Here is a 12,685-nt window from a genome sequence, read left to right on the forward strand (position 1 = left end):
CCGCCGACGATTCGACGGCGGTGGGTCATCTGGTGCGCTGGGATCCGCAGGGCGCCGCTGGCCGTGAACTTGCCACCCGCAGCGAACTCGGACTGCCACCGGCTGTCCGGTTCGCGGCGCTGACGGGATCGCGGGAAGCGCTGGCAGTCTTCACCGCAGACCTCGATTCCCGGCTCTTCCTTCGCACTGTTGGCCCGATGCCTGTCGGCGGGCAGCCCGGTCGCACCGCGGGAGGGCGTCCTTCGGGACCAGGCCCACGAGCCGACAAATCCGACACCCAGACCTCCAGCGCGGACCAGCACCGGCTCCTGCTGTTTTTCAGCTACCGCAGCGCACCCGCAGCGACCGCCTGGCTGAAAGCCCGCAAGGCAGCCCTGTCAGCCAGGGGAACGTCAGAGCCGGTCCATGTCCGCTGCGACGCTGCCGATCTGATCTAGCGCATTGGAAGACCCCCATCTCCCGGTGCCCATTCGTGTGCTCATCCGTGTGCCCACCTACCGGCGCCCGCCTGCCGGTGGCTATCTACCGGCGCCCACCTGCGTGCTGACTACCGGCGCCAGCGCGGCTTGCCGGCATGCTCGACCGTTGCAATAGCGGCAGCCTCAAGCAATTGCTCGGCCGACCGGTCCCAGGAATACGTTCCGGCCTGCATCCTGCCGGCCCGGGAGGCGGCATGCCACTGGTCAGGTTCGGCCAGGGTCTTGACTGCCGCCGTGAACTGTGTCGGATCGTCGGGGTCTACGTAGAGGGCCGCAGCCCCGCCCACCTCCCTGAAGATCGCGGTGTCCGCGGCGATCACCGGGGTGCCGGCGGCCATGGCCTCAATGACCGGCAGCCCGTATCCCTCGGCCCGGGACAGCGTCACGAGCGCCGCCCCCGAACGCAGCAGCTCCTGGTACCGCTCGTCACTGACCCCATTGTGGAAGATCACCTGTTGGCCGGGCGGGATCAGCAGTTCCAGTTCCCTCCGCCGGGCATCGGTGATACGGCTCAGCAGATGCAGCGTGTACCCATCGATTCCTCGCATTCCGGCCAGGATCGTTTCGACATTCTTGTACGGCATGAAGGAGCCCATGTAGAGCAGGTCCCGCCCGGGTTCAACTCCCTCGGGGCGCACCACGGTGTCCGGCTGGGGTGCGTTGCCGACGATCCGGACCGGACGGCGGGTCAGCCGGTGCTCACTTATTTGCCCCCGGGTGGTTTCGGAGATGGTGGCGACGACGTCGGCCCGGTTCAGCAACACCCGCTGCGGCCAGTAGGCGAGGTGGTACAGCCGCCAGAGGGTCCGGACCGGCAAGGGCAGGGAACCGGGCGGTTGGGGGTTCTGGTAGTAGATCAGATCATGCAGGGTGAGCACGAGCGGGTACTTCCGGCCCCAGCTGCCCATGGTCTGCATGGGGCAGACGACGACGTCGGGGCGCAGGCCGTTGATCTGGCTCGCCACGAATAGTTCCCGGGGGGACAGGGGAGAGGTGATCAGCACGTGGGGTACGTCGGGCAGGAGGCCGAGCTGCCGGTGGTCGGAAATGAGCATCGCCACGTCTGCCCGTTCCGCAACCGCCGCAATCAGGCTGGCCCCGTAGCGGCTGATGCCGTCGTGATGGTCCAGCCGGGTAAACCGGGCGTCGAACAGGATCCTCATTCGGGTCGTCCCGCCAGGAAGTTCTCGATCAGCCGAGCCGCTTCGTCCGGGGTCTCGTAATGCACCAGATGACCCACCTCGGGAATGATCTCAAGCCGGGCATCAGCGATCAGGCCAGCGAGGTCACGTTGACCGGCCACCGAACCCAGGTCATCCTTTTCTGCGGCAATCAGGAGGACCGGCATGGCCAGTCGCGTTGCCACATCCCTGACCGTCCCGGTAATGGAGGCCTGAAACGCCTCCAGCAGCACCCGGCGGCTGGCGTAGGTGCTGAAGTAGCTCAGATGTTGTCCGTGGATGTACCTGCGCAGCGCCCGGTCCTTCGTCTTCGCCATCATCGAACTCATGCCGAGGACAATCCCCGGATTACCGAGCAGCGCGAGGCCCAGCTTCTCGGGCAAGGCCGCCCCCACCCGGTAGTACACGGCCGCCAGTTTGGAAGCGAGCCGGTTGGCACCTTCCAGCGCGGGTTCGCAGATCGGATTGATCAGCACCAGGGCCGCGATCGCCGACGGATGGGCGGCCGCCCACCGCGCCGCGACGATGGATCCGAATGAATGGCCGAGCAGCACCGTGGCGGGTCCCAACGCCAATGCGGTGAAGCTGAAGTCGACGAAATCGGCGTAGGCGTCGACGTCGTGCACGCCGTCGAGCGCCTCGGACTGGCCGAAACCGGGGAGGTCGGGCACCACAATCCGGTGAGACGGCAGCGCTTCGACGATGCGGAGCAGGCCGTGGTGATCGCCCCTGAACCCGTGCACCATGAAGAGGGTGGGCACGTTCGCGGGAGCGCCGGGCGTCGGGGCGAAATCCCAGTACCGCTGCGTTGCGCCTAGGTAGGAATGGGTTGTCTCAGTGGCCTGGCGCGTCACGGTGATGGTGGCGGGAACCAATGCTAGTTCACCTGGTCTGGGTGCGAACCAAAGCGGGTGTTCCGCTCAAGACCCTCAATGGCCGCGAGCTGTGCAGGGCTCAGGTCGAAGCCGAAGACATCGAGGTTGCTGGCGATCCGGTCGGGGCTGCTGGCCTTGGGGATGACCAGGTGGCCGGACTGCACATGCCAGCGGAGGACAACCTGCGCCGGGGTCCGGTCCAGCTCCGCGGCAATCGCCCCGATCACCGGGTCGGCCAGGATCGCACCGCGGCCCAGCGGACTCCACGCCTGGGTGCGGATGCCGTGGGCGTCATGGAACTGCCGCAGTTCCTCCTGCGGGAGGTAGGGGTGCAGTTCAATCTGGTTGACGACCGGGACCACCGACGTTTCGCCGAGCAGACGCTCCAAATGGGGAAGCTGGAAATTGGAGACACCCACCGCCCGCACCCGGCCATCGTGGTACAGCTGCTCCAGGGCGCGAAAGGTATCGACGTATTGATCCCGGGCCGGGCAGGGCCAATGAATCAGGTACAGGTCAATGGAGTCCAGACCAAGCGCTTGCTGGGAGGCGTCGAAGGCGCGGAGGGTCGAGTCGTAGCCATGGTCGTCGTTCCACAGCTTGGTGGTGACAAAGACGTCGTTGCGCTCCAGCCACCCAGCACCGACGGCGTCGTTGATGGCACCGCCGACCCCCGCCTCATTGCCGTACATGGCGGCGGTATCGATGGTGCGATACCCAATTTCGAGGGCCTGGGCGCAGAGGTCGTGGGTCGTCTCGGGCGGCACCTTGTAGACGCCGTACCCGACCTGGTCGATTTGTACCCCGTTATTGAGCGCGATTTTCGGTGCCTTGTGCATACCTTGACAATACCGAAGGGCGATTGGGTCAGCGGGACCCGCCGTGCACCAGCCGCCGCGCCGATCCTTCATCGAGGATGAGGTCGGTGGCGAGCCCGGCCGCCAGCGCGCCGCGCAACCCGTTGATCTTTGTCTCGCCCGACACGACGCAGATCCGCCGGCGCACCTGCCGGAGCAGATCCAGTTCGGGTCCGGTGCTGCGTTGGTTGAGGAGCAGGTCGCTGTGGGTGCCGTCGGCGCGGAAAAACATGGTTGCGACATCGCCAACCACCTGGTGCTCGTCCAACGCCCGGAGGTCGTCGTCGTCGAGGTAGCCGCCCGAGTAGACATGACTGGGGATATTGGCGTCGATGGACCCGACGCCGAATATGGCCATCGTCATGCGTCTCTGGAGGTCCAGGATTCTCATCACGCTCCGTTCGGCCCACATTGCGGTTTTGGTTTCGGCGTGGTCGAAGAAGGCCGGCACGGGGAACTGCTCCACCCGGGCGCCATAGGCCTGCCCGAACCGGCGGAGGATTTCGCTGGCGTAGGTGATGCCGGTGGTCTGCGTGTTGCCGGCGCCGTTCAACTGCACAATGGTGCTGTCGTGGGTGACCTTGCGGGTCAGATGATGGCTGACAGCGCTGAGAGTCGAACCCCAGGCGACGCCGATAATGGCGTTCGAATCGACCAGCGGACCGATGGTCCGGGCCGCCTGGATGGCTACCCGGTCGAGGACATCGGAGTCGCTCACGATATCAGTCACCGGCACCACATGGGCTTCCACCCCGAACTGTCGCCGGATCTGCTGTTCCAGCGACGGTGCCCGCTGCAACGGATTGTTGACCTGGATCTGCACGAGCCCGGTGTCCCGGGCCATCGACAGGAGCCGTGACACGGTAGATCGTGAGGTCCGCAATTCCCGCGCGATGGCGTTCATCGTGAGGTCCTGCAGGTAGTACATCTGCGCGGCCCGCAGGGCGTCACCGCTCCGGGACCGCTTGAAGTCCTCAGCGGAAGATTGTGCAGCGGGGTCCGATCTTTCAGCCTTTGGTCGAACGTTCATAGCCAAATCCTCCGTCACTTCTGCACGTATGTGCAACACCATTGACTATTATTCCCAGCATTTCAAGAATAGGTGGGACGGCTGCGGATCCGATGCAGCTTGCAAACTGTTGAGGAGAATGTTTTGGCTGAGTCCGCCAGTGCGAATGGTGCCACAAGCACGCCCGCTGAACGGCCGGGGGTGCAACGGTTGAAGGAAACGCCGCGCGCGTCGGTGCTGATTATTGGTGGCGGCATTAACGGCGTAGGAACCTTCAGGGACCTGGCGCTGCAGGGTGTCGACGTGACACTGGTGGAACGCGGTGACTACTGCCAGGGCGCCTCCGGTGCTTCCTCGCACATGATCCACGGCGGTATCCGGTACCTCGAGAACGGCGAGTTTCGGTTGGTCCGCGAGTCAGTGGTCGAGCGCAACGCCCTGCTGAAGACAGCGCCGCACTACGTCAAGCCCCTTCAGACCACTATCCCCATTTTCAGTACCTTCTCCGGGATTCTCGCGGCTCCGCTGCGGTTCCTGACCCACCGTCAGCACGGCCAGCCCCGCGAGCGGGGTGCCTTCCTGATCAAGGCGGGCCTGACCATGTATGACTGGTTCTCCAGGGATGGCGGCGCCGTACCGCGTCACCGCTTCGCCGGTCGCAAGGCGTCGCTCGCCCAGCTGCCGGACCTGCGGCCTGATGTGCGCTACACGGCCACCTACTTCGATGCATCGGTGCACAACCCCGAGCGGATGACCCTCGATGTGCTCCGCGACGGCCTTGCCGCCAATGCCGAGGCGCGGGCCACCAACTACGTCAGCGCCATCGGCCGTGACGGCGATTCGGTGCTGCTCCGCGACGAGCTCACTGGCGAGGAATTCGCCTTCGCCGCCGACGTCGTCGTGAACGCGACCGGCGCCTGGGTGGACGGGACCAACGATTCGCTGGGCGAACGCAGCAAGTTCATGGGCGGCACCAAGGGCTCCCATATTGTCCTCGACCACCCCGAACTGCTGGCGGCCTGCGCAGGGCGTGAAATCTTCTTCGAGCACACCGACGGCCGGATTGTGCTGGTCTACCCGATCGGCGACCGCGTTCTGGTGGGCACCACCGACATCGATACCGATGTGGACACCCCGGCCGTGTGCACCCCCGAAGAGGTGGATTACTTCATTGAACTGATCGGACACGTCTTCCCGACCATCGTCGTCGAGCACGGCCATGTGGTCTACAGCTTCTCCGGTGTCCGACCACTGCCACGGCACGACGACACGCAGCCGGGCTTCGTCTCCCGGGACTACCGGATTGAGAAGCGCCAGGATCGCTCCGGCGCCCGGACGGTGACCACGCTCAGCCTGGTCGGCGGCAAGTGGACCACTTTCCGCGCGCTGTCAGAGCACATGACCAACGACGTCCTGGAAATCCTCGGCAAGCGCCGGACGACGACGACGGCGGGTCTCGCCATCGGCGGCGGGAAGGGGTTCCCGAGAACTCCCTCCGCGGAGAAGGCCTGGGTGAGCGCCCATATCGAACCGGGGCTGTCGGCAGAGCGGGTCGAGGGTCTGCTGACCCGATACGGGACCCGTGCCGTCGACGTCATCGAGTACCTGCGGGCGGGACAGGATCAAACCTTTACCTCCACCAGCGAGCTCAGCCACCGCGAGTTGGCGTACATGGTCGAACAGGAACAGGTAGGCCATGTGGCCGACGTGTTGATCCGCCGGACCTCGATCGCCTTCAGGGGACTGGTCAGTACCGAACTGTTGCACGAGCTAGCGGACACGCTCGCGCCGCTGCTGGGCTGGAGCGGCGAGTTGGTGCAGGCTGAGATTGAGCTGGCTGAACGGGTGCTGCGGGAATGGCACAACGTTCACGTTGAAGATTTGGTCGCGTAGCCGGGATCTGCCGCGCAACCATTGCCGCTCCCGGAGCGGATGCAGGACCAACGGCAGCTGTTGCCGGGGGGAGCAAGAGAGCCACAGCCGCGGGCTGGGTTCGATAAAAAAGAATAATTAGAGGAGTCAAAGATGTCTCTGGAAGCATTCGTTGCCGAAATGTTCGGCACCATGCTGCTGTTGCTGCTGGGTACAGGTGTCGTTGCCAACGTCGCTCTGGCCGGTACCAAGGGCAACAATGGCGGATTTTTGATGGTGAACTTCGGCTGGGGTCTCGGCGTCTTTGCTGGCGTCTATGTGGCGGCCCTATCCGGCGCGCACCTTAACCCCGCCGTTACGGTCGGCCTGCTCGTCAATTCAGATATTGAAGCGCTCGGCCCCGATATCGACAAAACCTTCATGAACGTGCTGCTGTATTTCGCTGCGCAGATCATTGGAGCCATGCTTGGCGCCTTCTTCTGCTGGTTGGCTTACAAACAGCACTTCGACGCTGAGCCCGACCCAGCCAACAAGCTGGGCGTGTTCTCGACCGGACCGGCCATCCGGTCGAATGCCTGGAATGTGATTACTGAAGTCATCGGTACCTTCGTGCTGGTGTTTGTGGTTATCTCGTTCGCCGGCACACCCTCGGGCCTCGGCCCACTCGCGGTTGCACTCCTGGTTGTCGGTATCGGTGCGTCACTCGGTGGGCCAACCGGCTACGCCATCAACCCAGCCCGTGACCTCGGCCCCAGGATCGTCCACGCATTGCTTCCCATCAAGGGCAAGGGCGGCAGCGACTGGGGCTACTCGTGGGTACCAGTGGTCGGTCCATTGATCGGTGGCGTTTTGGGCGGGCTGGTTGCCATGTTGGTCACCTTCCCCGCGGTTACCGGGTAGCAATTCCCCGCTAGCGCAATCACTTGCTAGCACTCAACCGGCCGGGCGGTCCTACGACCGTCCGTGCCGGCATCATTCACCGACGGAACACTCAAAGAGGAGCACTACATGTCGAAGTATGTAATTGCGATTGATCAGGGCACTACTTCCAGCCGGGCGATCGTCTTTGATCACAGCGGGGACATTGTGTCCTCCGGCCAGAAGGAACACGAGCAGATTTTCCCCAAGGCAGGCTGGGTCGAGCATGATCCCATGGAGATCTGGAACAACACCAGGGAGGTCATCGGTAACGCCTTGTCGAAGGCCAACCTGACCCGCCACGATATTGCCGCCGTCGGCATCACCAATCAGCGTGAAACTGCTGTGGTCTGGGACAAGACGACCGGCCAGCCGGTCTACAACGCGATTGTCTGGCAGGACACCCGGACCCAGTCGATCGTCGACGAGCTAGCGGCTGACGGGGGAGTGGAGCGGTTCAAGCAGAAGGTCGGGCTGCCGCTGGCCACCTACTTCTCGGGCACCAAGATCAAGTGGATCCTGGACAATGTGGACGGGGCACGGGCCAAGGCTGAGGCCGGCGACCTGATCTTCGGAAACACCGACTCGTGGGTCACCTGGAACCTCACCGGCGGCACCGACGGCGGCGTGCACATCACCGATGTCACCAACGCCTCGCGGACCATGTTCATGGATCTGGAGACCCTGTCCTGGGACGACGGAATCCTTGAGGCTTTTGGTGTGCCGCGCTCCATGATGCCGGAGATCAAGTCCTCCTCCGAGGTCTATGGGACCGTCCACACCTCCCAGCTGCTGCGCGAGGTGCCGGTTGCCGGCATCCTGGGCGACCAGCAGGCGGCGACGTTCGGTCAGGCGGCGTTCGAGAAGGGCGGCGCCAAGAACACCTACGGCACCGGCAACTTCATGATCGTCAACACCGGCGAGGAGATTGTTCACTCGAAGAATGGTCTGTTGACTACAGTCTGCTACAAGCTCGGCGACGCCAAGGCAGTCTACGCGCTGGAAGGCTCGATCGCTGTGACCGGGTCGTTGATCCAGTGGCTGCGGGACAACCTCGGCATCATCAAGTCGGCTCCCGAGGTGGAGCAGTTGGCTGAATCGGTCGAGGACAACGGTGGGGTGTACATCGTGCCAGCGTTCTCCGGCCTGTTTGCACCGTACTGGCGCGGCGAAGCCCGCGGCGTCATTGTGGGCCTGACCCGCTTCGTGAACAAGGGGCACATCGCGCGGGCCGCCCTCGAAGCCACCGCGTTCCAGACCCGCGAGGTGCTGGATGCGGCGAACGCCGATTCGGGAGTGGACATGGAGGACCTGCGGGTCGACGGCGGTATGGTCGCCAACGACGCGCTGATGCAGTTCCAGTCCGACATCCTCGGTATCCCGGTGATCCGGCCGAAGGTCACTGAGACCACCGCGTTGGGCGCAGCCTATGCGGCAGGTCTGGCGGTGGGTTTCTGGAAGGACACCGACGAGTTGGCTACCAACTGGGCCGAGGACAAGCGCTGGACGCCATCCATGGATGCGGGGGAGCGCGACCGCCAGTTGCGGCTCTGGAAGAAGGCTGTCACCCGGACGTTCGACTGGGTTGACGAGGACGTGAAGTAAGCCCAACCTTCAGGGTTGACCGGAAGGGGCGGTGGCTATCCGAAAGGATGGTCAACGCCCCTTCCGCGTGATCGGCCGGTCGGTACCTCACCTTTAGCCGGCCAGTACTTCCGCCGATCAGAACCTCCGCCGAGTAGCTGGCTGTGGCGGGCCGACGGCGTTCCGAGTCTCCAGAGCTAACGCCTCGACGGCATTTTTTCAGTACGGGCGGCGCGGTTAAAACGGTGGTGGATCGTCCAGGGGTGATGCTGGTGGTGGGTCCGGCCGGGTGATGTAGGTTTCGCCTGCCGGTGAGATGGCGATGATGGTCCCCGGCTCGGGTTGTCGATAATGCCAATAGCCTTCGGATTTGAGCCGGTGGTGACGTTTGCACAAGGCAGCGAGGTTGCCGTAGCTGGTCTTTCCACCGTTGGCCCAGGGTTTTGTATGGTCGAGTTCGCAAAACACTGCCAACCGGTTGCAGCCTGGATGACGACACGTCCGGTCCCGCACTCTGATGCTGTCTCGCAGGTCCTTCGGCACCCGATAGGTGGTGGCATCGGCCCCGAGGCGTGCCCCGGTAAAGGGGTGGGTGAGGATGCGTGTGAACGACGGCGCATGCCCCGCGAGTTTGCGGGCCAGGTCGGGGTTGATGGGCCCATAACCTTCAAGTTCTCCCGGTACATCCCCGCCAAGGAGGGTCATCACTGGAACAGTGACGAACACCTTCGCCTGGACACCCTGATAGCTGGCTCCACCGGCTTGATCGGCGCTCGGCCCGGAGCTGGTGAGGACGTCAGCAAACACGTCAGCTCGCAACTGGGTGAGGGTCCGGGGCTCATCCGGTCCCTGGAGGTTACGGGCGGCGGTGTCGACCCGATGGAAGATCCCTGCGGCTTNCAGGCAGATACGCTTCAAGCCACGCCACCACCCGATAATGCCGGGTCAGGAGTTCACTGTGTTCGATCAGGCTCCCGGCAGTCCGCTCCGGCAGATGCAGGGCGGCTCCAACTTCTGACTCCGTCAGTGTCCGGGCATACCCGAGGCGGCCAGCGGGGCCCATCGATTCGGTGGTCAGGTCAAGGAGGCGAGTGGCGATCTTCGCTTCCTGCGCATCGAGCCAGGACCTCGCCCTGTTGACGTCCTTCAACGCATCCAACGCCTGAGCCCCATCCAGCTCACCGACCGCAGTTAACCCCAGCCAGCCCGCCAACGCCCGGGTATCTTCCGGCTGGGCATCCGGCGACTGGGTGTCCGGCGACTGGACGTCCGTTGAGTCAGGGACGGTGTCAGCCACGGGAGCCGTCCATATCGCTTCGACACTCAGAGGACCGCCGGGACCGTACCCGGTCGCAGTCCCCGCAGTCGCAGTGGCCCCCGAAGTCCCCGCGGATGTATCCGCAGACCCGCCGTTGGAGGCCAAACCCGCGCCGAATTCGGGAGAGAATCCCGGTCCGGTAGAAGAAGCTTTACTGCTTTTCATACCTCCATTCCATCATCTGCCTCTGACAAAATGAGGTCCGTGGAAGAGCTCCGGAAAAAAAGTTTTAACCAATTTTTTCGGCCGGATCACGGCAGAGCTAGACGGCGTTAGCTGGCCCCAAAAGCTGCTCACCGTTTTGTGTGGGAGCTTGTGGGGACGAGTCATCCTGGAGGTTAGGGGATGACCCATTCCCAGGCGTCTTCGCCCAGATAGGACAACACCAGCGTTCCCTCCAGCGCGGGGACATCGAGGAGAACCGTTCCGGAAGCTGTCTCGCCGGGGCCGATTGACTGCGGCAAAATGGCGGTCTCTGGCAGGCAGCCGTAGGAGTTGCCAAACAACATGCCGTTGAACGTGGTTCCGTCGGCTTGAATGAACTTCCAGGCTCCAGCGTCAGCGTAGAAGCTGCCGCCGAGTTCATCTTTCAACTCTGGCTGGGTTTCGACATCGAGTTGCACTGCTAGCCCCGTGGTTTCATCGGATGGCTGTTGAAGGGCGTGTGAAAGAAGCGAAAAGGTGCTCTGACGAGGGAAAATAGTGGTGTCTAAGCCAATTTATCCCGGTCGTGAAGGAGCACCTTTTCGATGCACCACTTTACCCCTGTTTTCCCGTCGGTACCCGTTACTTTCAGTGGCCAGTCGCTGATTTCCCACGCCGGAGTCAGCGTCCTGACCGGCTTCATGGACGCGCTGGGTTTCGGCAGACTCTGCGAGGACAGACTCGGACAGTTTGTTCCCGCCAGCGCGAAGCACCGGCCCGGCCGGCTGGTGGGGTCCCTCGCGGCGATGCTTGCCGCGGGAGGTGAACACGCCTCGGACCTGGACATCCTGCGATCCTCACCCGGAGTCTTCGGCCAGTTGCCCTCGAACGCAACCGTCTCGCGGTTCTTCGAACGCACCGTGGTGAACCCCGAGTTGTTCAGCTACGGGTTTGAAACCCTGACCCGGGAACTGCGCACCCGGGCCTGGAACGCTGCAGGGAACCGAAACCCGGTCCTGGTCGCGGCGGCTGCGGACCCGCTGATCATCGACCTCGACGCGACCCTAGTGACCTCACACTCGGATAAGGAAAACGTCGCCGGAACCTACAAGGGCGGCTATGGGTTCGCCCCGTTCATCGCCAGCGTCGATTACGGTACCGGTAACGGTTCCGGGGAAATCCTCGCCGCGGTGCTACGGCCAGGGAGCGCCGGAGCTAACAGCGCCGAGGACCATATCCGGGTCTTCCACACCGCCGCAGCCCAACTCCCCGAGGAGTTCTACGACGAGACCGGGGCGCTGGCCGGCGAAAAGATTTTGGTCCGCACCGACAGTGCCGGGGCCTCACGGAAATTCCTCTGGCATCTGCACAGCCTCGGAGTGCAGTTCTCCACCAGCTACACCCTGCCGTTCGGCAAGGCGCACATGATCGAGTGGATCAGCGACAAAGAGTACTGGCAGCCGGCCCTGGACCAGTCCGGAAACGACCGGACCGACGCGTGGGTCATCAACGCCACCGACGTCATCCCCCTCACCGATTACCCGCCAGACACGAAACTGTTCCTGCGCACCGAGCCGCTCCACCCCGGGGCCCAGCCCTCCCTGCTCGACACCGACGGGCACCGGATCACCGCGTTCCTGACCAACTCACCCCGCTGGCACGGACCGTTCCTGGACGCCAGACACCGTGCCCGCGGGCGCTGCGAGAACCGGATCAAAACCCTGAAAAACACCGGCCTGGGCAAACTGCCGTTCTTCGACTTCGCCGCGAACCAGGCCTGGGCCAACATCGCTGCGCTGGCCTTCAATCTCGTCTCCTGGCTCCAGCTCGCCGCCCTCCCACACGGCCACCACGCCAAATCCTGGGACATCAAACGCTGGCGCTACCGGCTCTTCGCTACCGCCGGGAAAATCATCACCCGCGCCCGCCGCAAACAGCTCCTGCTCCCGGAATCAGCCCCGGAGAAAGACCTCCTGAAACTACTCCTGGACAACACCGGGCGTCTCAAACAACTCATAAGCCCACCGGGCTAAGCCTGGACCTCATCCTGTCCCGACAATAAGCCCCACCCCGGAAGTGGAACCGGCGCCAACCCCAAGCGAACCAACGGGGCAACACCACGCTGCCCAGAACCAGACACACCCTCCAGCCAACCCACCGGCACGAAACAGCAACCGATCACCGACAGCCATGAAAAATCGAGGCTAGGTAGTGACCGTTAATCGGCGGCTGAGCGTACTCTTCGGTGCACTTGGCTGGGGCGATCGACGTCACGGTGAAGTCGATGACGTTCGTGCTGCGGTCATTGGTATTGAAGATGCCTGCAGGCTCACCGACGTCCTTGACCAGGTTTCCCCTGTCGCTAGTCTCGGGCTCCTCAGCCTCCTCAGCCTCCTCAGCCTCCTCAGTCTCCTCAGGCGACGGCGACGGCGTCGCGGACCCGGTCTC

11 protein-coding genes and 1 pseudogene are annotated in these 12,685 nt (G+C 63.7%); 5 read left to right on the forward strand and 7 right to left on the reverse strand.

What is annotated here, in order from left to right; translation table 11 throughout:
• Positions 1-437 (forward strand): annotated as a pseudogene (locus K728_RS21295) (primosomal protein N'); the annotation flags it as partial.
• 110 nt (positions 438-547) lie between these two features.
• On the opposite strand, the gene K728_RS0111535 reads toward K728_RS21295, so the two are convergent.
• From K728_RS0111535 to K728_RS0111550, 4 genes are read right to left on the reverse strand one after another with little or no spacing between them, the layout of a single operon-like run.
• Positions 548-1,642 (reverse strand): glycosyltransferase family 4 protein, encoded by a 1,095-nt coding sequence (locus tag K728_RS0111535; RefSeq protein ID WP_024476801.1) that lies wholly within the window; start codon positions 1,640-1,642, stop codon positions 548-550.
• Complete coding sequence (locus K728_RS0111540; RefSeq protein ID WP_024476802.1) at positions 1,639-2,535, reverse strand: alpha/beta fold hydrolase; 897 nt, start codon at positions 2,533-2,535, stop codon at positions 1,639-1,641. Before K728_RS0111540 ends, K728_RS0111535 begins: the two co-directional genes overlap by 4 nt.
• Before the next feature lie 2 nt (positions 2,536-2,537).
• Positions 2,538-3,374 carry an aldo/keto reductase gene (locus K728_RS0111545; protein ID WP_024476803.1) on the reverse strand — a complete coding sequence of 279 codons (837 nt, stop codon included), beginning with the start codon at positions 3,372-3,374 and terminating at the stop codon, positions 2,538-2,540.
• A gap of 28 nt (positions 3,375-3,402) precedes the next feature.
• Complete coding sequence (locus tag K728_RS0111550) at positions 3,403-4,320, reverse strand: sugar-binding transcriptional regulator (RefSeq protein WP_116777938.1); 918 nt, start codon at positions 4,318-4,320, stop codon at positions 3,403-3,405.
• 225 nt (positions 4,321-4,545) lie between these two features.
• Between K728_RS0111550 and K728_RS0111555 the strand changes: the two genes are divergently transcribed.
• The 3 genes from K728_RS0111555 to glpK all read left to right on the forward strand — a co-directional run bounded on the left by K728_RS0111555 (position 4,546) and on the right by glpK (position 8,796).
• Positions 4,546-6,294, forward strand: a complete 1,749-nt coding sequence (locus K728_RS0111555; RefSeq protein ID WP_024476804.1) for a glycerol-3-phosphate dehydrogenase/oxidase — start codon at positions 4,546-4,548, stop codon at positions 6,292-6,294.
• A gap of 132 nt (positions 6,295-6,426) precedes the next feature.
• Positions 6,427-7,173, forward strand: coding sequence for an MIP/aquaporin family protein (locus tag K728_RS0111560; RefSeq protein WP_024476805.1), 747 nt, complete (start codon positions 6,427-6,429; stop codon positions 7,171-7,173).
• A gap of 108 nt (positions 7,174-7,281) precedes the next feature.
• On the forward strand, positions 7,282-8,796 hold the full coding sequence (gene glpK / locus K728_RS0111565) for a glycerol kinase GlpK (RefSeq protein WP_024476806.1): 1,515 nt from the start codon (positions 7,282-7,284) through the stop codon (positions 8,794-8,796).
• A 216-nt stretch (positions 8,797-9,012) separates the two neighbouring features.
• Here glpK and K728_RS20660 read toward each other — a convergent pair whose 3' ends face one another.
• Positions 9,013-9,582 carry an HNH endonuclease signature motif containing protein gene (locus K728_RS20660; protein ID WP_443110972.1) on the reverse strand — a complete coding sequence of 190 codons (570 nt, stop codon included), beginning with the start codon at positions 9,580-9,582 and terminating at the stop codon, positions 9,013-9,015.
• Between the two features lie 849 nt (positions 9,583-10,431).
• Entirely contained in the window at positions 10,432-10,716 is a 285-nt protein-coding gene (locus K728_RS0111575) for a hypothetical protein (protein WP_024476807.1), read from the reverse strand.
• A 126-nt stretch (positions 10,717-10,842) separates the two neighbouring features.
• On the opposite strand from K728_RS0111575, the gene K728_RS0111580 reads away from it, so the two are divergent.
• Positions 10,843-12,270, forward strand: coding sequence for an IS1380 family transposase (locus K728_RS0111580; protein ID WP_024476808.1), 1,428 nt, complete (start codon positions 10,843-10,845; stop codon positions 12,268-12,270).
• Between the two features lie 145 nt (positions 12,271-12,415).
• Here K728_RS0111580 and K728_RS21300 read toward each other — a convergent pair.
• Positions 12,416-12,685, reverse strand: a 270-nt coding sequence (locus tag K728_RS21300; protein WP_024476809.1) for a hypothetical protein, incomplete at its 5' end; no start/stop codon positions are given.

The sequence above is a fragment of the Arthrobacter sp. CAL618 genome, assembly GCF_000468215.1.
Lineage (GTDB): Bacteria > Actinomycetota > Actinomycetes > Actinomycetales > Micrococcaceae > Arthrobacter_D.